The following is a 21,977-nucleotide window of genomic DNA, read 5'->3' as shown; positions in this document are numbered from 1 at the left end:
TTTTAGTTTTAAAATCTCATGTCAGGGCTTATTTTTAGGGAATTTAGAACCAAAAACAAACAATAAAACATAATTAATTTTTAGTAATAATGCAGAATAAAGGACTTATTAAATTTTTCGCAATTCTATTTGCATTGGTAAGTATTTACCAACTTTCATTCACTTTTGTGGCAAATAATGTCAAAGGTGAGGCTAAAGCTTTTGCAGGAGATAATCCTGATAAAGAGCTAAAATATTTAGATTCTATTGGTAAAGAGAAAGTATTTGATCTTGGTTTTACGGATTTTACTTATAATGAAGTAAAAAACAAGCAACTGAATAAAGGTCTTGACTTAGAAGGAGGAATCAACGTAATTCTTCAAATTTCTATTAAAGACGTTTTAAAAGGTTTAGCAAATAATTCTAAAAATCCAGTATTTAATAAATCATTAGCTGATGCAACTGCAAATTTAGAAGGAAACAAAACGTATTTAAATAAGTTCTTCGAAGCTTTTGAAGCAAATTCAAACGGAACTACAAAATTAGCTTCACCAGATATTTTTGCAAACAGAAGTTTACAAGGAGAAGGTGGAATTGATTTTCAAATGACTGATGCGCAAGCTCAAAAAGTAATTAAAAGAAAAGTTGACGAATCTGTTGAGAGTGCTTACAAAGTATTAAGAGAGCGTATCGACAAATTTGGTGTAACACAGCCAAATATCCAGAAATTAGGAGAAACAGGAAGAATCTTAGTAGAGCTTCCAGGTGCTAAAGATGTTGATAGAATCAAAAAATTATTAGGTGGAAAAGCTCAATTAGAGTTTTGGGAAACTTTTAAAATTGAGGAAATCGGAAACTTCTTAGTAGCTTCTAATGAGGCTTTGAAAAAAACTGAAGTTAAGAAAACTGAAACTAAAACTGTTGCTAAAGATTCATTGAATGCTTTATTGACTGATGCTAAAGATTCTGTTGATACTAAAAAAGGAAACAATCCATTATTTGACAAAATGATTGGTCAAGGTGGTGGACCAGTTTTAGGATACTTTGCTCCTAAAGATACTGCAACTGTTAATGCTTACTTCAAAAGAGCAGATATCAGAATTTTATTGGGTGCTGACCAACACAATGCAAAATTTGTTTGGAGTAAGCCAACTACATTAAAAGATGCTAAAGGAAAAGAAGTTGAAGCAGTAGAATTATATGCTTTAAAAGGTAACAGAGATAACGTTCCTGCTATGAGCGGTGGTGTTGTTACTGATGCAAAAGATACTTTTGATCAATTAGGAAAACCAGCTGTTTCTATGCAAATGAACAGCCAAGGTGCGAAAGTTTGGGAAGAATTGACAGGAAGAGCTTTCAATCAAAAAGGTTATATTGCTATTGTTTTAGATGATATTGTTTATTCTGCTCCTGGAGTTACAAGCGGACCAATCGCTGGAGGAAGATCTGAAATTACGGGTTCTTTTGATGTAGCAGAAACTAAAGATTTAGCTAACGTATTAAATGCAGGTAAATTACCAGCTTCTGCAGATATTATTCAGTCAACTGTTGTTGGACCATCTTTAGGTCAAGCTGCAATTGATGCAGGTACTATTTCATCTGTAATTGGGTTTTTATTAGTTTGTTTATGGATGGTATTCTATTATGGTAAAGCAGGATGGTACGCTAACCTTGCATTATTATTGAACTTACTATTCTTGTTCGGAATTATGGCAAGTTTTGGTTTTGTATTGACATTGCCAGGTATTGCAGGTATCGTATTAACATTGGGTACTGCGGTAGATGCCAACATTATTATATTTGAAAGAGCAAAAGAGGAATTGCGTGAAGGTAAATCTTTATCTGAGGCGGTTGTAACTTCTTACGGATGGCACGGTGCAATGCGTTCTATTATTGATGCAAACGTAACTCACGTTTTAACTGGAGCTATCTTGTTTATTTTTGGAACAGGACCAATTAAAGGTTTCGCATTAACATTATTAATTGGTATTGTAACTTCTTTGTTTACATCAATTTTTATTGCTAGAATTTTTATCGACAGAAATATTGCAGGAAAAGCAGATTTGACTTTCTCTACAAACATTACTAAAAACTGGTTTACTAATTTCCACTTTGACTTTATTAAAATCAAAAAATTCACTTATATCTTCTCTTCAATTGTAGTTGTAGTGAGTTTAGTTTCTATCTTCTTCGTTAACGGATTAGATGAAGGTGTAGATTTTGTTGGAGGTAGAACTTTCCAAGTTAAATTTGAAAAACCAATCGATGCTACTGTAATTTCAGATGAATTATCGGCTGCTTTTGGAACTCCAGTTGAGGCTAAAGTTTTAGGTGATGATGATCAGTTGAAAATTACAACTAAATATAAAATTAAAGAAGATGGTGTTGCTATCGATGAGGAAGTAAACCAAAAATTATATCAAGCTTTACAGAAGTACTACCCAAATACTACTTACGATAAATTCATCAACTCTTATGATGGTAAAAAAGTAGGGGTATTGCAAGCTTCTAAAGTTGGAGCTTCTATCTCTGAAGATATCAAAACTAACTCATACTGGGCAGTTCTTGGTGCTATGGCAGTTATCTTCTTATACTTAATGATCTCTTTCCGTAAATGGCAATATTCATTAGGTGCGATTGCAGCTGTTGCGCACGACGTTATCTTTGTATTAGGAATCTACTCTTTATGCTATAAATTCATGCCTTTCCACATGGAAATGGATCAGCACTTTATCGCTGCAATTCTTACCGTAATTGGTTACTCAATGAACGATACTGTAATTGTATTTGATAGAATTAGAGAGTTTATCATTGGAAACCGTAAAGGTAGTTTTGAAGATATTGTAAATGCATCTATTAACACTACATTATCAAGAACATTGAATACTTCATTAATGATGATTATCGTATTATTAACGATGTTTATCTTTGGTGGTGAATCAATCAGAGGATTTATCTTCGCGATGTTAATTGGTATTGTTGTAGGTACTTATTCTTCATTATTTATCGCGACGCCAGTATTGGTTGACACGATTTCTAAAGATGATAAACATACAATCGAAGAAAAACATAACAAGGCTTAATTAGAACCTTAGTTACTATAGAAAAAGATCCAGCGAAAGCTGGATCTTTTTTGTTTTATAGGAATTGATTTTTGAATTTCTTTGGTTTTAAAGCCAAGCTTTTTGTTGGAAATTTAAGTGTGATCTTTTTTATTGCTAATTTAATTTTAAGAGTAGATATTTTTTGAGTTTTTATGAAGATTTGCAAAAGCAAGAAAAGAAGCTGTATTTAAGTTTTAAGTGCTCATAGAGTGGGTTTTGCCAATTTGTTTGAGTGATTTGCTTGTGGCGTAATTTTGTTTATTAGCGTGATACTAAGTTTTTTTTTGCAGTTTTGCTAAAAGGTCTTTCGAAAACAAGAAAGTCTATTCTAGCCCCGATGGGAGCGGTATCCTTTTTATCTGCTTTTTTGCGGATAAAAAGATATAGCGGACAGCGGGACTGAAAGTTGTTTTGGAAAAATTTATTTCTGCTTCTAAAGCCAAATATGAATCTTAGAAATGTGTATATAAAAAAAACGCCCAATAATTTAATATTGGGCGTTTATATATTTTTAATTTTTTTTTTTATGATGTAGCTAGCGGATTTCTTTGTGCTCTAATGATAAAGAAAAGACCGATGATTATAAATGGTATGCTTAACCATTGTCCTGTTGAAAAATAACCTAACTCGCTTTCAAAACCACCTTGGCTTTCTTTTACAAATTCAACGATGAAACGTACTACGAATAGAAGAACAAGGAATAATCCGAATAATAATCCAGATTTAAGTCTTGCATTTGTTTTCCAATATAAAAAGTATAAAATCGCGAATACAAAAATATAGCAGAATGCTTCATATAATTGTGTTGGGTGTTTTGCAGGAACCTGAGCTAATAAATCGGCAAATTTTGGGTCATGTGCGATTGCGTTGTATGCTTCTTTTGGATCGGCAATACGGGTTGCGTTAGCAGCTTCTGATTTACTGAATGTATCATGCAAAAAACGAATTCCGAATGGCGAAGTTGTTTCGTGCCCAATAATTTCAGAATTGAAAAAATTTCCTAAACGAACGAATATCGCGCCACTAGCAACTGGAATAACAACGCGGTCTAAAATCCATAATAACGGACGTTTTAAAACCATTTTGCTGTAAAAATACATTGCAACAATAATTGAAATCGCTGCTCCATGGCTTGCTAAACCTTGATATCCTGTAAATTCAAATTTTGGTTCAAAACGGAATGGCAAGAAAATTTCAAGCAAATGATTTCTGAAATATTCCCAGTCATAAAAGAAAACATGTCCTAAACGAGCACCAGCTAAAGTGGCTAAAACGGTCCAAACAAATAAAGAATCCAGTTTGTCAAGCGATTCATTTTCGCGTTCGAAAATCTTTTTCATTAGGAACCAACCCAATCCAAAAGCAATTACGAACATTAAACTGTAATAACGAATCATAAAAAATCCCAGATTTATTCCTTCAGAAGGATTCCAAACCATGTTTAAGGCGTGTGTCATGTAATATTGTGTTTTTTATTAATTGTAAAAATAAATATTTAAAGCAGAGTTCCTATTTATAAAAAGTTAATGTTTGTGTGAACATTTCTTTTCTGGAACAGGATCGTAGCCGGTTCTTCCCCACGGATGACAGCTCAAAATACGTTTGATTCCTAAATATCCTCCATAAAATAATCCATGTTTTTGCAATGCTTCAATCATATAGCTGGAGCATGTTGGCTCAAAGCGGCATGACGCTGGTGTAAACGGCGAAATAGCGGTTTGATAAAAGCGCACGAGCATTACAAATGGATATATCAGAATTTTTGAAAACATATTTTTTAGTGTTCAGTGATCGTTAGTGCTCAGTGATCAGTATTTAGTAATCAGTTAAAGTATTTAATCTGTCAACTTTGAACTGATTACTGAACACTTTTTATTAGATACTAAAAGAAGTTCCCTCTTTGCCGTCCTTCAGCTGAATTCCTAAAGCGATCAACTGATCACGAATTTGATCTGAAAGGGCGAAATTTTTATCGGCTCTGGCTTGATTTCTCATTCCGATAAGCATGTTTACAACACCTTCTAATTTGTCGTTGTTGCTGTCAGCACCTTTTTCATCACTTAGTCCTAAAACGTCAAATACAAAAGCATTAATTGCGGCTGTAAATGTTTTTAGATCTTCGGCAGAAATGGTTTCTTTTCCGTCTTTAAGCAAATTGATATAGCGAACGCTTTCAAATAACTGCGCAATTAAAATTGGCGTGTTAAAGTCGTCGTTCATTGCATCATAACATGACTGTTTCCATGCATTGAAATCAATAGAGCTTGTTTTGCCTGCGTTGATTGCTGGCAAAGCATCTAGAGCTTCCATTAATCTTTTATAACCTTTTTCGGCTGCTGTAATAGCATCATCAGAAAAGTCTAAAATACTTCTGTAGTGCGCTTGAAGCATGAAAAATCTTGTTACCGATGCAGAAAATGCTTTGCTTAAAATGGTATTGTCGCCACTTAGAATTTCGCCTGGCAAAATATTATTTCCGGTAGATTTTGCCATTTTCTTACCGTTTAAAGTAAGCATATTGGCGTGCATCCAGTAATTTACTGGTGACTGTCCTGTGCAAGCTTCGTTTTGAGCAATTTCACATTCGTGGTGTGGGAATTTCAAATCCATTCCGCCACCGTGAATATCAAAATGATTGCCTAAGTATTTTGTACTCATTGCAGTACATTCTAAGTGCCAGCCCGGAAAACCATCGCTCCAAGGTGAAGGCCATCTCATGATATGTTCTGGTTCTGCTTTTTTCCAAAGTGCAAAATCCTGCGGATTTCTTTTATCTGATTGTCCATCAAGATCACGAGTATTTGCCAGCATATCTTCGATATTTCTACCGCTCAAAATTCCGTAATTATTGGTTTCGTTATATTTTACAACATCAAAATAAACTGATCCATTGGCAACATAGCCAATTCCTTTGTCGATAATTTTTTTGATGATTTCGATCTGTTCAATTATATGTCCAGTTGCAGTTGGCTCGATGCTTGGAGGTAAAAAGTTGAACGCTTTTAAAATATCGTGAAAATCTACAGTATAGCGCTGTACAACTTCCATCGGTTCTAATTGTTCTAATCGTGCTTTTTTTGCAATTTTGTCTTCACCCTCGTCAACATCATCTACAATATGGCCAACATCGGTAATATTACGAACGTAGCGAACTTTGTAATCCAGATGTAAAAAGTATCTGAAAATAATGTCAAAAGACATGAAAGTTCTCACGTTTCCTAAATGCACATTGCTATAAACCGTTGGACCGCAAACATACATTCCAACATTTCCTTCATGGATTGGTTTGAAATTTTCTTTTTCACCCGAAAGTGAGTTGTATATTTTTAAGGGCTGTGTTGTATATAATGGCATAAAATTAATGTTTAACCGTTTAATCGTTTAACTGTTGATTTGTTTAATCGTGTAAACGTTTGATCGTTTTAATTTACTTCGTCTTATTCTTTAGAAAGATAGTATTTTTTTAAACTGTTTATCTGATTGCAGATTTTTTCAATTTTTTCACGAGATTCTACATATTCCGCTTCAGAAACATAATTTAAATCTTTTGAAATAATTAAATGATTCAAAGTTTCCATTGCAGATGAATAAGATATCGTTAAAAAATGTGCTTTATCTTTATTTGTATTTCTTGAAGTTCCTTCTGCAATGTTTGTTGCAATAGATGATGAACTTCTTTTTATTTGAGATGTTATTCCGAATAATTCATTTGATGGAAATTTACTAGTTAATTTATAAATATCCAAAATAAACATTCTAGCATTTTGCCAAACTTCTAGTTTTTCGAATGAAAAAATGTACATTCTTTTCTGTTTAATTGTTGATTTGTTTAATCGTTTAATCGAAAAAATAAGTTCAATGAACCGATTAAACAAATTAACGATTTACCGATTAAACTAGAATTGTGTTTCAAGTTTGATGTAATCAAGAAATTCTCTCTTAGTTTGAGGATCTTTGAATTTTCCGCCGAATTCAGATGTTACAGTGCTGCTTTCGATATCTTTAATTCCTCTTGAGTTTACACAAAGATGTTTTGCGTCAATAACGCAAGCTACGTCTTCAGTTCCTAAAGCTTTTTGAAGTTCTTGAACAATCTGCATGGTTAAACGCTCTTGTACTTGAGGTCTTTTAGCATAATATTCAACAATACGGTTCATTTTTGATAAGCCAATAACTCTTCCGCTTGAAATATAAGCAACGTGAGCGCGCCCGATAATTGGCAGTAAATGGTGTTCGCAAGTAGAATAAACAGTAATGTTTTTTTCTACCAACATTTCGCCATATTTGTAATTATTGTCGAAAGTCGAAGCTTTTGGCTGCTTTGCAGGGTTTAGACCACCAAAAATTTCTTTTACAAACATTTTAGCCACACGGTTTGGAGTGCCTTTTATGCTGTCATCCGTCAAATCCATTCCAAGTGTTTGCAGAATGTTTTCAACATCTTTTTTAATTTTTTCTATTTTTTCTTCATCAGTTATGTCAAAAGCGTCCGCTCTTAGAGGGTTTTTTGCATTACTGCTGAAATGACTGTCACCTATTTCGTCTAAAAAATCTTCGTTGTTTATCATTAAAAACTACTATTATAATGGGTATATCTTTTTAAGGCGGTAAAGATAATTAATAAATGGGAAACCTTTTCTATGGTTTTTATTATTTAATCGATCCTTTTTGTAGATAATTTAAAATTGATCAAAAAACAAAAGACAATAACAGAAATAGTTATTGTCTTTTGAAAGTTTAAGTTTAGTTTGTTTATCTATTGTTGTACACCTGCAAAGCTTCTTTTAAAATGCCTACAGCCGTAATTAGATCTTTTTTGTTTAAAACATAAGCAATTCGAACTTGATTCAAGCCCATTCCTGGAGTTGAATAAAATCCTTTTGCAGGAGCAATCATAACCGTTTCTCCGTTTAGATTGTAACTTTCTAAAAGCCATTGCGCAAAATCATCAGAATCTGCAATTGGCAGTTGAACAATGCAGTAGAAAGCACCTTTTGGCTTCGTTACAATAACACCATCGATTTTATTTAATTCTGAAATTAAAGTGTTGCGACGTTCTTTATATTCGGCAATTACTTCGTCAAAATAACTTTGAGGCGTGTCAATTGCAGCTTCACAAGCAATCTGCTCTATTGTTGGCGGACTTAAACGTGCTTGAGCAAATTTCATTACTGTTGCTAAAACCTCTTTGTTTTTAGTAACCAAACAGCCAATTCTTGCGCCACACATACTGTAACGTTTTGAAACAGAATCAACCATGATGACATTTTGCTGTACATCTTCAAGATTCATTACAGAAAAATGCACATCATCTCCGTCATAAAGAAATTCACGATATACTTCATCAGCAATTAAATACAAGTCATGTTTTTTGATCAAGCTTGCCAGTTGTTTGATTTCTGTTTCAGAATATAAATATCCAGTCGGATTTCCAGGATTGCAAATCAGAATGGCTTTTGTTTTAGGTGTAATCAATTTCTCGACTTCTTCAATGCTTGGCAATGCAAATGCCGTTTCGATTGTAGAAACGAGAGGCACTACAGTTGCACTCGTTGAAGATGCAAATGCGTGGTAATTAGCATAAAAAGGCTCAGGAATAATAATTTCATCTCCTGGATCTGTAATTGTGGCCAGTGCAAAAAGTAAGGCTTCAGAGCCACCAGTTGTTACAATGATGTCTTCTGAGTTAACGTTTACATTTTGGCGCTGGTAAAATTTTGCTAATTTTTTTCTATAGCTTTCATATCCTGCAGAGGGACTGTATTCTATAAGAGTTAAATCAATATTTTTTACCGCCTCGATGGCCACTTCGGGTGTCTTGATATCCGGTTGACCAATGTTTAAGTGATACACCTTGTGTCCTTTTTTCTTTGCTAAATCTGCAAAAGGAGCCAGCTTGCGTATCGGAGATTCAGGCATGTTTCTGCCTTTGTGTGAAATTGTTGGCATGAGTATAAATTATTGAAGTGCAAATTTGCATTTTTTTTTCCAATTTAACGTAAACATTATGAGGTCTTAGTGAAATGTAACAATTATCAATATTTTTATTAATTTTATATGAAAATATTAGCAATGAAAAAATATTTCATGTTGTTTTTTGGGCTTTTGGCATCTTTTAACATTTGGGCTCAAGATGATTTTTTGATTCAGGGTCACACCACTAAGGTCACAATCCCATTTAAACTGATAAATAACCTTGTTTTTATTCCGATAAAAGTAAACGGAGTAGAATTGAATTTCCTATTGGATTCAGGTGTAGAAGAAACCATTTTGTTTAGTATGGAAGAGCAAAAGGGAGTCAGTTTTAATAATGTCGTAAAAGTCAAATTGAGAGGTTTAGGAAGCGAAGAGGAAATTGAAGGACTGAAATCGACTAACAATATTTTAGAAACGCATGGAATAAAATCCAGCAATCATTTGGTTTATATTATTTTAGATCAGAGTTTTAATTTGTCGTCACATATTGGGATTCCTGTAAATGGTATTATTGGATACAAGTTTTTCAGAAATAATTTAGTTGAAATCAATTACGCAAAGAAAAAAGTATATGTTTATCAGAATAATAATCAGGTTAGAGAAAAATTAGATAAAAAATTTAAAGAAATTCCAATTTCTATAGAACGATCCAAGCCTTATATTACAACAAAAGCTGTTGTTGATAGTGTTGAAGTTCCCGCCAAACTGCTCATTGACATTGGCAACAGTGATGCTTTTTGGATTTTTCAAAATGATAAAATCAAGTTGCCTAAGAAAAATTTCCCCGACTTTTTAGGAAAAGGCTTTAGTGGTGATATTGAAGGGCATCGTGCTAAAATTGCTAAATTTTCTGTTGACGAATTTGATTTTAAAAACCCGATTGTTTCCTTTCCTGATTCCACTTCCATTCGAAATGTGAAGATGGTTCCAGGACGTATCGGTTCTATAGGAGGTGAGGTTTTAAAACGCTTTACAGTAGTTTTAGATTATGCAAATCAGAAACTTTACCTCAAAAAAAATAGTAAATTCTCTGAACCATTTACTTACAATAAAAGTGGTATAACGGTACAACACAACGGATTGCAGTGGGTTCAGGAAACGGTGCATCTAGAGACTGTACAAGTCGCAAATTCACTATCTGATGTAAATTATGAAGGCAAAAAAGATGATAATTTCAAATATAAATTTTCATTGAAACCAGTTTACGAGATTGTAAACATTCGTAAAAATTCTGCAGCTGAAAAATGTGGTCTGCAAAAAGGCGATATAATTGTCAGCATAAATAACGCGGTTCCATACAAATATTCTTTGCAGCAAATAAATAATCTTTTAAAATCGGAGGATGATGTCTGGATAACGCTTGAAGTAGAGCGCAACAGCTTGATACTTAAGTTTAGATTTAAACTTGAGGACGAACTTTAATAAGACATTTTAGAAAGTTTTTTGGGTCATAAACAATAGAATCACTATTTTTGAAACGCAAGTGTAAATTTGTGATAAAATAATTGTTAAATTGTTTTATTCTTTTCATATTGCCTCAAATTATAATGTTTAGCCAAAAACAAATTTATGGTCAAAAATTACATTAATTTCCTAAGAATTAGTCTCTTTTTTCTTTTTTTATTGGTAATCCCTAATACTATTTACGCGCAATGTGCAGGTGATGATGGAGCGTTGACGGTTTGCGATATTCCGGCGGCGAGCAGTAAAACAATCAACTTATTTGCGCAATTGACAGGATCTCCGCTTTCGGGAGGTGTTTGGACAGATCTTGATGGTTCTGGTGGCTTAGATTCTGATACGGGAATTTTAAATGCACAGTTGATTACACAAAGCGGAAAGTTTAGATATCTTTATACAGTTGATGGAATTGGGCTTTGCCGTGATAATGAGGCTATTGTTACTGTGACAATTGGCGGCTATTCTGGAGTAACTTCTCCAAATGTTTCTGTGTGTAGTGCTGTGCAACAGTTTAATCTTTTTTCTGCTTTCAACGGATTATATTTAGGACCTCAATCAAACGGGAAGTGGCACAACGATACCACAAATCAATATGTAGATCCAGTTATAAATGTTACGGATACCGAAGGAACTTTTCAATACACTTATACCATGCCCGCAATAGGTACATGTTCCGCAATGTCATCAACGGCAGTAGTAACAATTTTTAAAGCACCAAAATCAGGAAAAGGTTCTAATTTAGGATTATGTGCGACCGACGGTTTGACGGGTTATACCGATTATGATTTAAATAATTTGCTTTCGAATCAAGACCCAGGAGGAACATGGACAGATGTCAATAATACTGGCGAGTTGACATTTGTGGGAGATCATAATGTTAATGTTCAAAGAATTTATAATACGCGCGGCTTAGGAAATTATTTTTTTACTTATACCGTTAAATCCAAAAATCCAATATGTTCAGATGTAGCTACAACTGTTCGAATTACCTTAGAACAAAAACTCGATTTTACCGGAGCAAAACTTAAAATCGACGCCAATAATATCTGCGAAACCGAAATACCTACGGCAACTTATACGGCAACTATTACAAAAGGGCCTGCCGTAATCCCTAATGGCGATTACAATGTATCATTCACTGTTTCTGGTCCAAATGGCGGAAGTGAAACTTTACCGGGAAACTTTATTAATGGTGTTTTCGTTTTTCCATTAAAATCAGAATATTTTCAGAAAGTGGGCAGCTACAATGTCGTTATTACAAATCTTTATGCGACAAATAGTGAAAGAGCTTGCCAAAACATTTTTAATCTTTCAGAAGTTGTAAATATATTCCCAATTCCCGATTTGGCAGGTGCAAAAATTACGCCTGTAAATACTTGTCAAAATACTGATACTCCAGTTAATATAACTGATGCTGTAAAGATTGTAGATGGAACATATACCATTCTTTATAATATTTCGGGTGTCAATAATGCATCATCGCAAACCGCGACAGCCACTTTTGCTGGCGGAAATGCAACATTTTCAGTACCAGCCATTCTAAACGCTCAAAGCGGAAATGGAACGATTCAAATTGTTAAGATTACTCATACAATTTCGGGCTGTACAAATAACGCCAATGTGCAGGGAACTATTGTTGTGAATCCTTTACCTAACGCTTCAAATGTCAGAATACAAGCCACAACAGTATGTTTTGGAAGCGCTGTTACGGCTTCAGTTTCAGGATTAGGAACCTTAACTGATGTTACGGTGTCATATTCACTTTCCGGTGCAAATGTTGCAACTGTACAAATGGTTGTTTTGAAACCTGTGAGCGGTAATGCAAGTTTTGTTATTCCTGCTGCTTTGCTTGCAAATACGGGTTCAACAACAATTACGGTTTCTAATTTGAAAAATAATATTACGGGTTGCGAAATAGCCGTAAATGGTACAGCAGCAATATTTTCTATAAATCCGATTCCGGTTGCGCCAACAGTGTCAGATCAGTCTTTTTGTAAGTCGGAGAATGCTACAATTGGTAATTTGGTACCAAACGGAACACAGTTTAAGTGGTATAATTCACCAACATTGACAACGCCCCTCGCTAATACTTATGTGCTTAAAAGTGAAACCTACTATGTTACCGAAACGACATTATCATGTACTTCGACAGCAACAATGTTTAAGGTTATCATAAGAGACACGCCTGCTCCTGAATTAAATACAAATGGCCAGAATTTTTGTGGTTTAAACGCTCCAACAATTGCTGATTTATCAAATAATACAAATGTGCCATCGTCTGTGGTTTGGTATGATGCGCCTAAAAACGGATACCTTTTGCCTGCGTCAACGCCTTTAGTTGATCAAAAGAAATATTATGGGTTTGATTTTTCGACAACCGAAAATTGTCTCTCTTACGATAGTCTTGAAGTTGTAGTTTCACTAACAGATTGCGACGTCGTTCCGCCTGACTTTTTTATTCCTGACGGATTTTCTCCAAATGGTGATGGCGTAAACGACACTTTTGTAATACCTAATATTGACTTTTTATTTCCGGACTATTATCTGCAAATTTTCAATAGATATGGAAATAGAATGTATGAAGGATTTAAAGACAAAGCAGGCTGGGATGGAACCAACTGGCAAACAGACGGATTTGCTCATGGAATAGCGCCAAACGGAGTTTATTTTTACACACTCCAGTTTAATAAAGGCAATAAACCGCCAATACAAGGACGCCTTTATTTAAACCGATAATTCCATTTTGCAATATTTTAAAATGATTCAAATGAAAAAAATAATACTCTTTATAACTTTTCTCTTTTGCTTTACGACTGTTTCAGCGCAGCAGGATCCTGAATACACGCATTATATGTATAATATGAGTGTGGTAAATCCGGCTTATGCAACTGGAACTCCTTTGATGATGAATTTTGGAGGGCTATATAGAACACAATGGGTTGGGGCAGTAGGAGCGCCAAAGACATTTACATTTTTTGGACATACTGCTTTATCTGAAAAAGTTGAAGTTGGTCTTTCCTTTATTTCTGATGATATTGGAGATGGAGCAAAAAAAGAAAATAATATTTATGCTGATTTTGCTTATGTATTGAACTTAGGCGGAAACAATAAACTATCGCTAGGTTTAAAAGCAGGAGTGTCATCAATGCAGACAAACTTCAACGGGTTCAAATTCAGCGATCCTGCAACTGATTTTGCTTTTTCGCAAAACATAAATGCTACAAAACCTAATATTGGTGTTGGTGCTTATTATTTTAGAGATAATTTATATGTCGGATTTTCGGCTCCTAATTTAATTAAGTCGAAATATATCGAAGAAAAATCAGGTGTTAATGCTTTTGGTGCAGAAGAAATTCATATGTTTTTCACCGGAGGTTATGTTTTTCAAATCAACAATAATTTAAAGTTGAAACCAGCTTTTATGACAAGATTTGTAAAAGCGGCTCCTATGTCTATTGATTTGACTGCAAATGTTTTGTACAACGAAAAGTTCGAATTTGGTGCAGCTTATAGAATCGATGATTCGGTGAGTGCTTTATTTAATTTTAATGTTACGCCATCGCTTAGAGTGGGTTATGCCTACGATTATACACTTTCAAATTTAGGTCAGTTTAATTCTGGGACGCATGAAATTATGCTTCTGTTCGATTTAGATTTATTAGGAAAAGGATATGATAAATCACCTAGATTCTTTTAAAATGAAAAATATGAAAAAACTGCTTGTTATTATATTCGTATTTTCAATACAATTTATAAACGCCCAAGATAAAGAATTGGCAAGAGCCAAACGCTTTTTTGATAAGACCTATTATAGCGAAGCCATAACTTTATATGAAAAATTAGCCGAAGAAAAACCTTCGCAGGAAGTCATTAAAAACTTGGCAGACTCTTATTATTACACTAATAATCTAGTAAAAGCACAGCGTTATTACAGATTGCTGCTTAAGAATTATAATAAAGATTTGAATCGCGAATATTATTTTAGATACGCTCAAACTTTAAAAGCAACAAATAGTTATGATGATGCAAATGAAGCACTGAAAAAATATTATGCGTCTTCAACGACTAGTAAAGATTCTGTTTATTTTCAAAAAGAGCTGAAAGAGCTTGAGAATGTTTCGGCAATTGGTAACCGATTCGAAATAAAAAATCTTGGAATAAACACACCAAATTCGGAGTTTGGAGCGGTTAAGTATAAAAACAATTTGGTTTTTGCAGCCGTTAAATTGAAGCCAGGATTATTCGACAAGAAATTCAAATGGGACAATGAAACGTATTTAAACTTAGTTTCGGTTCCTTTAAGTGATGTAAATGCGCCCGAACCAAACGTAACTTATTTTGCAGAAGAATTAAAAACGGGAATGCACGAATCAAATGCTGTTTTTACAAAAGATGGCAAAACGGTTTATTTCACGCGTAATAATTCTAAAAATAAAACAAGAAAAACAAACGATCAAAAAGTATCGAATCTGCAGATTTTCAAAGCCGAATTAGTTGACGGAAAATGGACAAATATAGTGTCGCTTCCATTCAACAGCCCAAATTATTCAGTTGAGCATCCAGCTTTAAGTGCAGATGAAAAAGTACTGTATTTTTCTTCGGATATGCCGGGATCTGTTGGTTCTTTTGATATTTATTCGGTAAACATCAATAAAGGAGCATTTGATACACCTAAAAATTTGGGTCCAGAAATTAATACGGATAAAAGAGAGCAATTTCCTTTTGTGTCTTCTGATAATAAACTTTATTTTTCTTCAGACGGGCATTTGGGTTACGGATCGCTTGACGTTTTTGTTTCAGAAATTAAAGGAAATGAATATTCAGAACCAGTAAATATCGGTTTGCCTTTAAATTCAAATTTGGATGATTTTTCATTTAATATTGATGCCAATACCAAAGAAGGTTTTTTTGCATCAAATCGTGATGGCGGAAAAGGAAGCGATGATATTTATCAATTTAAAGAAACAAAAGATTTAATTGTTGAAGATTGTAAACAGTTTATCGCCGGAACAATTACAGATGTTGATACTAAATTAGTTTTAGAAAATGCAACTGTAATGCTTCAAGATGCTGATAAAAAGACTTTAAATACAATTACAACTTCGGCCGATGGGAAATTCAGTTTTACAGTTGCCTGCGAAAATTCATATACGATTGTTGCTTTTAAAGAAAAATATACCAATGAATCTAGAACATTAACAATCGATAAAACTAGGAATGTTACCAACGATGGTTCATTGGCACTTAAATCTTTAGAAGCAATAAAACTCGAAGAGAAACAAATTGCTGAAAACAAAAGAAAACAAGAACTTCTTTTAGAGGAAGAAAAGAAGAAAAAAGAAGCACTAGCGATTATTGCTTTAAATGAAGCGGCTAAAAAAGCCAAAGATGACGAAATAAAAGCCGAACAAATCAAGAAAAAAGAGAAAGAAACCGAGATTTTAAAACAGGAAAAAGATGTTGTAAAAGACAATAAAGATCGATTGGTCATCAAAACCGATCCTATTTATTTTGATTACAATATGTGGTACATCCGAAAAGAATCAAAAGTGGTTTTAGGCAGAGTTGTGGCTTTGATGAACAAATATCCGGGAATGGTAATCGAAATTGGTTCTCATACAGACTCGCGAGGAAATGCTAAATTTAATGAAGAATTGTCTCAAAAAAGAGCAAATTCTACCAGAGAATTCATAATTCAGTCGGGAATAAATGCAAGCAGAGTTTCGGCTAAAGGTTATGGTGAATCGGTGCCAATTATAAAATGCAAAACTGATGATGCCTGCTCAGAAGAAGATCACGAATTAAACCGAAGATCTGAGTTTGTAATTAAGAAATTATAAAAACGATTTGGAACATTATATAAACCCGACAGGTTTCAAAAACCTGTCGGGTTTACTTTTTATGATCAATATTTAGCAAAACACTTTTTGTTGAATTCTTTTTTATTTAATTTTATAAAATAACCGTATCAAATAAAATATCAAATTATGAAAAAAATAGCCTTATCATGTTTGCTTATTACCTGCATTGGATTGCAAAGCTGTAAAAACGAAGAAAAACAAAAAGAAATTGAAGCAGCAAAAGCCGAAGGCGAAAAAGTTGTAAGCACGCAATGTTATCGAGCAGTTTATGAAAAAGATACTCTTGATTTAAAATTGAATACGCTGAAAAACGGAAAAATATCAGGTAATATGAACATGAGAGTGGCGCAAGCTACAGAAACGACTGGAGAAATTGCAGGAGAATTTCACGGAGATACTTTATTTGCCGACTATACTTTTGTTGAAGTAACCAATAAAAACAAAACTTTTAAAAATCCGATGGCGTTTTTAAAACGAGACAAACAGCTTATTTTAGGAAAAGGAGAGATGCAGACTACAATGGGAGTTACATATTTAGTAAAAGACAAGCCAATTGATTTTGATCGCGTAAAATATAAATTCGAAAGCGCAGAATGTGCTGATAAAAAATAAGATATTCTGATGCAAACCCGACAGGTTTCAAAAACCTGTCGGGTTTAATTCTTATAACGATTAAAAAAATAAAAAAGCCGTTTCTAAATTCAGAAACGGCTTTTTGTATTTTGAGATTTTAATTTTTTATAAAACTTCACCTTTGATTTTCAAGGCAACCCTTCCGTCAGGATAATTGACAGCATTGGTTTCAACGGTAATTGTTTTACGAATTGGCCCTGAAGCCATATTATATTTTACATCAATTTTTCCTTTTTTTCCAGGCTCAATAGCAGCGGCTGGCTTAGTAACTACAATCGAACTAACTGTTGATTCTGCGCCAATAATTAACAGCGGAGCATCGCCAGTATTAGTGAATTCAAAAGAGCGGACTCCATTATCACCTTTCGAAATTTTTCCATAATCAATCGTATTGTCCTGAGCCGAAAATTCAATTTTCGGGCCGTTTTGTGCATAACCGATTGCGCTAAACAATACGACTGCAATAAATGAGGCAACATTTTTCATTTGAAATTATTTTAAATTGTAAGTAAATATACATTCTTTTAATTAACACACAAATTAATAATTCGCTTTTTATAGTGTCTTTAATTATTTACTTTTGCTGTCAGTTATAATTACAAAAATTGAACCAATTTTTTGTTTAACTGTTTAATCGTTTATTTGTTTAATCGTTTGGATTGATTTTACGAATATTGTTATTGAGCAGAAAAGCAATTAAAAAGTCAATTTAATTATAATGATCAAAGCCGATTAAACGGTTAAACAAATAAACGATTAAACATATATAAATGACAATTCCAGCACAATTTGACGCTAAGACGATTGAGAATAAATGGTATGATTACTGGATGAAAAACAATTACTTTCATTCAGAGCCAGATCATAGAACGCCATATACTATTGTAATTCCGCCGCCAAACGTCACAGGTGTCCTGCACATGGGACATATGCTGAATAATACAATTCAAGATGTTTTAATTCGTCGTGCACGTTTAAAAGGCTTCAATGCTTGCTGGGTTCCGGGAACAGATCACGCGTCTATTGCTACCGAAGCAAAAGTTGTTGCTAAATTAAAAGCAGAAGGAATCAATAAAAATGATTTGACTCGCGAAGAATTCCTAAAACACGCTTGGGAATGGACCGATAAATATGGCGGAACAATCTTAGAGCAACTTAAAAAACTAGGTGCTTCATGCGATTGGGAACGCACTAAATTTACTATGGATCCTGATATGTCAGCTTCTGTAATTAAATCGTTTGTTGATTTATACAATAAAGGATTAATCTACAGAGGTTACCGAATGGTAAACTGGGATCCTGAAGCAAAAACGACTCTTTCTGACGAAGAAGTTATTTATGAAGAACAACAAGGAAAGCTATTTTTCTTAAAATATAAAATTGAAGGTTCAGAAGATTTCTTGACGATTGCTACAACACGTCCAGAAACCATTTTTGGAGATACTGCAATTTGTATCAATCCAAATGATGAGCGTTTTGCACATTTAAAAGGAAAGAAAGCTATCGTTCCAATTTGCGGTCGTGTAATTCCAATTATTGAAGACGAATATGTAGATGTAGAATTCGGAACAGGATGTTTGAAAGTTACTCCGGCGCATGACATGAATGACAAAACGCTAGGAGAAAAACACAATCTTGAAATCGTTGATATTTTTAATGAAGATGCGACTTTAAACAGCTTCGGATTGCATTATCAAGGAAAAGACCGTTTTGTGGTTCGTACTGAAATCGCAAAAGAGTTAGAAGAAATTGGAGCTTTGGCGAAGACTGAAATCCATTTAAATAAAGTAGGAACATCTGAAAGAACAAAAGCGGTAATCGAACCAAGATTATCGGATCAATGGTTCTTGAAAATGGAAGATTTGGTAAAGCCAGCAATTAAGTCGGTTTTAGAAACGGGAGATATTAAATTGCATCCAAAACGTTTCGAAAACACTTATGCGCATTGGTTGAACAATATCCGTGATTGGAATATTTCTCGTCAATTATGGTGGGGACAACAAATCCCGGCATATTATTACGGAGACGGAAAAGAAGATTTTGTAGTTGCTGAAAACATCGAAGATGCTTTAAAATTAGCAAAGGAAAAAACCAACAACCAACAACTAACAACCGACAACTTAAAACAAGATGTTGATGCTTTAGATACTTGGTTTTCATCTTGGTTGTGGCCGATGTCTGTTTTTGGCGGAATAATGGATCCAGAAAGTCCAGATTATAAATATTATTATCCTACAAATGACTTGGTAACAGGTCCGGATATTTTGTTTTTCTGGGTTGCCAGAATGATTATCGCAGGTTACGAATATGCAGGTGAAAAACCATTTACAAACGTATATTTGACAGGTTTAGTTCGTGATAAACAACGTCGTAAAATGTCTAAATCATTAGGAAATTCTCCTGATCCTTTAGACTTGATCGATAAGTTTGGTGCCGATGGTGTTCGTGTAGGATTGCTTTTAAGTGCTTCTGCAGGAAACGATATTATGTTTGATGAAGAATTATGTAATCAAGGAAAAGCGTTTTCGAATAAAATTTGGAACGCCTTTAAATTGATCAAAGGTTGGGAAGTTTCAGAAACAATCGCACAGCCAGAATCGTCAAAAGTGGCAATCGAATGGTACGAAGCGAAGTTGCAACAGACTCTTGTTGATATTGAAGATAATTTTGAGAAATACAGAATTTCAGATTCATTGATGGCAATTTATAAATTGGTTTGGGATGATTTCTGTTCATGGTTCTTAGAAATGATCAAACCGGCTTATCAACAGCCAATTGATAAAGCGACGTTTGATAAAGCAATCGAAATGTTAGAAAGCAACTTGAAATTGCTTCACCCATTTATGCCGTTCTTGACGGAAGAAATTTGGCAATTAATTGCTGACAGAACTCCGGAAGAAGCTTTAATCGTTTCAACTTGGCCAGAATTAAAACCATTTGATGCTAAATTGATTGCTGATTTTGAAAATTCAATTGAGGTAATTTCTGGAATTAGAACCATTAGAAAAGACAAAAATATTCCGTTTAAAGATGCTATCGAATTAAAAGGAATCAACAGCGAAAATGTTTCAACTTATTTCGATTCAGTTGTAACGAAATTAGGAAACGTTTCAGCATTCGAATATGTTTCTGAAAAAGTAGACGGCGCATTGTCATTCCGTGTAAAATCAAATGAATATTTCATTCCGATTACTGGAAATATCGATGTTGAAGCTGAAATTGCAAAATTGACAGAGGAATTGAATTACACAAAAGGTTTCTTGAAATCAGTAGAAGCGAAACTTTCAAACGAGAAATTCGTAAACGGAGCTCCGGAAAAAGTTCTTAATATTGAAAAACAAAAACAAGCTGATGCTTTAGCGAAAATTGCTACAATCGAGCAAAGTTTGGCTGGTTTGAAATAAGAATCAAACTGAGTTTATAAAATCAAACCCGACAGGTTTTTAAAACCTGTCGGGTTTGTTGTTTTTATATACAGTTTGTCATTCGAGGAACGAGGAATCTTCGTGAGTAATTCCGCAACGAAAAATACCAATCTATGTCGAGCTTCTCGCGAAGATTTCTCGTGCCTCGAAATGACAAGATTGTGTTGTTCTCTTCTGAAAATAAAAAACGTGCTACTTTCTTCTCTTCAAAACTAAAAACAAAGGATAAGAAACAATCGTAAATCCGATAATGATTGCAAAACCTTTTGGGTCGCTATAAATAAATCCAATTAATAATGCAATTGAAGCAACAATCGCAATTATAGTTGTCCATGGATACCAAAAAGAATGATAAGGTCTTGGCAAATCAGGTTCTTTGGTTCTTAATCTTAAAAGGGAATAATAGGCCAATCCCCAAACAATAATCGAGATAAAAGCTGCAAATGAAAACAGAAACTCGAACGAGCCAATACAAATTAAAAACAAGCTGAAAAGAGACGAAACCAAAAGCGCTACAATTGGTGTTCCGCCTTTATTAACTTGCATTCCTTTTTCGATAAAAAATCCATCGCGGCTTAATCCGTATAGAATCCTTGGGGGAATCATCATAAAAGCGTTCAAAATGCTGATTAAGGAGAAAATAGAAATCACCGTTACAATTTTAGCACCACTTTCTCCGAAAAGAATCTTGGCAACATCGGCAGCAGCCAAATTAGATTTTGCCAAAGTTTCAATTGGCAACACATGAAAAAAGGCAGCGTTTACTAAAACATAAATTGCCACAACCATTAAAACGCCGCTGTATAATGATTTTGGAATATTTTTGTTTGGATCATCATTTTCTTCAGCAAAAAAACAAACAGAATTCCAGCCATTGTAAGTCCCTATAATTAATTGCAGGGATTTAAAAAAGCCAAACACAAGTCCAATTTGAAAGATCGTATTATCAGTCCTAATTGGCGGAATTTCAGTTCCAGTGTACATAAAACAAGCCACAACCAAAGCGACAAAACAAATCACTTTTAAGAAGCTGGTAATTTGCTGAATTACGCTTCCGTTTTTAACTCCGCTCAAATGAAGCAATACAAAAGCCACCAGTAAAGAAATTGAAATTACACTCGAATAATTGGCCAATTCTGGGAATAAAATAATCGTGTATTCGCTTATTACAATACAATAAAAAGCGGGCGGAATTGCATTGCAGATATAATCATACCAACCTGATAAGAAACCTGCATATTCGCCAAAAGCTCGTTTGATATAATTATAAGATCCGCCAGCTTTTGGGAGCATTGTCGCTAATTCAGCATAGGAATTGGCTCCTAATAAAACATATAATCCTCCAAAAATCCACGAAGCAAGAATAAGCCAGTAATTATTTAATAATTCTGCAATCGATCCAGGTGTTCGCAAAATCCCGACTCCAATTGTTCCGCCAATTAATACTGCAATGTTAAAGCTTAATCCGAGCGTTTTTTTTAATTGGTTTTTCGTGGAATCCGACATAGAATTTGGTTTTATTGTTGTTGAGTAAATGT

General features: G+C 34.1%; 15 protein-coding genes. 7 read left to right on the top strand and 8 right to left on the bottom strand.

Annotated features, from left to right (window positions below; all coding sequences use genetic code 11):
- The first annotated feature begins 89 nt into the window (after window positions 1-89).
- On the top strand, window positions 90-3,062 hold the full coding sequence (gene secDF / locus FND99_RS07850) for a protein translocase subunit SecDF (RefSeq protein ID WP_144337420.1): 2,973 nt from the start codon (window positions 90-92) through the stop codon (window positions 3,060-3,062).
- 545 nt (window positions 3,063-3,607) lie between these two features.
- Here the strand turns inward: secDF and lgt are convergent.
- The 6 genes from lgt to FND99_RS07820 form a co-directional block, all read right to left on the bottom strand.
- Entirely contained in the window at window positions 3,608-4,540 is a 933-nt protein-coding gene (gene lgt, locus FND99_RS07845; RefSeq protein ID WP_144337419.1) for a prolipoprotein diacylglyceryl transferase, read from the bottom strand.
- 66 nt (window positions 4,541-4,606) lie between these two features.
- On the bottom strand, window positions 4,607-4,855 hold the full coding sequence (gene yidD / locus FND99_RS07840; RefSeq protein WP_144337418.1) for a membrane protein insertion efficiency factor YidD: 249 nt from the start codon (window positions 4,853-4,855) through the stop codon (window positions 4,607-4,609).
- A gap of 103 nt (window positions 4,856-4,958) precedes the next feature.
- Window positions 4,959-6,437: a cysteine--tRNA ligase gene (gene cysS, locus FND99_RS07835; protein WP_144337417.1), complete on the bottom strand. Its 1,479-nt coding sequence runs from the start codon at window positions 6,435-6,437 to the stop codon at window positions 4,959-4,961.
- 83 nt (window positions 6,438-6,520) lie between these two features.
- Window positions 6,521-6,886 carry a four helix bundle protein gene (locus FND99_RS07830; RefSeq protein WP_144337416.1) on the bottom strand — a complete coding sequence of 122 codons (366 nt, stop codon included), beginning with the start codon at window positions 6,884-6,886 and terminating at the stop codon, window positions 6,521-6,523.
- A 93-nt stretch (window positions 6,887-6,979) separates the two neighbouring features.
- Entirely contained in the window at window positions 6,980-7,651 is a 672-nt protein-coding gene (folE, locus tag FND99_RS07825; RefSeq protein WP_133525116.1) for a GTP cyclohydrolase I FolE, read from the bottom strand.
- A gap of 184 nt (window positions 7,652-7,835) precedes the next feature.
- Window positions 7,836-9,032 (bottom strand): pyridoxal phosphate-dependent aminotransferase, encoded by a 1,197-nt coding sequence (locus FND99_RS07820; RefSeq protein ID WP_144337415.1) that lies wholly within the window; start codon window positions 9,030-9,032, stop codon window positions 7,836-7,838.
- Window positions 9,033-9,155: 123 nt separating this feature from the next.
- On the opposite strand from FND99_RS07820, the gene FND99_RS07815 reads away from it, so the two are divergent.
- The 5 genes from FND99_RS07815 (at window position 9,156) to FND99_RS07795 (ending at window position 16,993) form a co-directional block, all read left to right on the top strand.
- The gene (locus FND99_RS07815) at window positions 9,156-10,481 is read left to right on the top strand and encodes a PDZ domain-containing protein (protein WP_144337414.1); all 1,326 of its coding nucleotides are present in this window, start codon (window positions 9,156-9,158) and stop codon (window positions 10,479-10,481) included.
- A 147-nt stretch (window positions 10,482-10,628) separates the two neighbouring features.
- On the top strand, window positions 10,629-13,256 hold the full coding sequence (locus FND99_RS07810; protein ID WP_144337413.1) for a gliding motility-associated C-terminal domain-containing protein: 2,628 nt from the start codon (window positions 10,629-10,631) through the stop codon (window positions 13,254-13,256).
- 31 nt (window positions 13,257-13,287) lie between these two features.
- Window positions 13,288-14,217: a PorP/SprF family type IX secretion system membrane protein gene (locus tag FND99_RS07805; RefSeq protein WP_144337412.1), complete on the top strand. Its 930-nt coding sequence runs from the start codon at window positions 13,288-13,290 to the stop codon at window positions 14,215-14,217.
- Window positions 14,218-14,227: 10 nt separating this feature from the next.
- The gene (locus tag FND99_RS07800; RefSeq protein ID WP_144337411.1) at window positions 14,228-16,360 is read left to right on the top strand and encodes an OmpA family protein; all 2,133 of its coding nucleotides are present in this window, start codon (window positions 14,228-14,230) and stop codon (window positions 16,358-16,360) included.
- 147 nt (window positions 16,361-16,507) lie between these two features.
- Window positions 16,508-16,993 (top strand): hypothetical protein, encoded by a 486-nt coding sequence (locus tag FND99_RS07795; protein ID WP_144337410.1) that lies wholly within the window; start codon window positions 16,508-16,510, stop codon window positions 16,991-16,993.
- Between the two features lie 126 nt (window positions 16,994-17,119).
- On the opposite strand, the gene FND99_RS07790 is transcribed toward FND99_RS07795, so the two are convergent.
- Window positions 17,120-17,500, bottom strand: coding sequence for a DUF1573 domain-containing protein (locus FND99_RS07790; RefSeq protein ID WP_144337409.1), 381 nt, complete (start codon window positions 17,498-17,500; stop codon window positions 17,120-17,122).
- Window positions 17,501-17,784: 284 nt separating this feature from the next.
- Here FND99_RS07790 and FND99_RS07785 point away from each other — a divergent pair, with 284 nt between their 5' ends.
- Window positions 17,785-20,418 carry a valine--tRNA ligase gene (locus FND99_RS07785; protein WP_144337408.1) on the top strand — a complete coding sequence of 878 codons (2,634 nt, stop codon included), beginning with the start codon at window positions 17,785-17,787 and terminating at the stop codon, window positions 20,416-20,418.
- Window positions 20,419-20,631: 213 nt separating this feature from the next.
- Here FND99_RS07785 and FND99_RS07780 read toward each other — a convergent pair whose 3' ends face one another.
- Complete coding sequence (locus FND99_RS07780; protein WP_144337407.1) at window positions 20,632-21,945, bottom strand: APC family permease; 1,314 nt, start codon at window positions 21,943-21,945, stop codon at window positions 20,632-20,634.
- Window positions 21,946-21,977 lie beyond the last annotated feature (32 nt).

The organism is Flavobacterium daemonense, assembly GCF_007341385.1.
GTDB classification, from domain to species: Bacteria; Bacteroidota; Bacteroidia; order Flavobacteriales; family Flavobacteriaceae; genus Flavobacterium; species Flavobacterium daemonense.
This window is presented reverse-complemented; position numbering and strand designations above follow the sequence as displayed.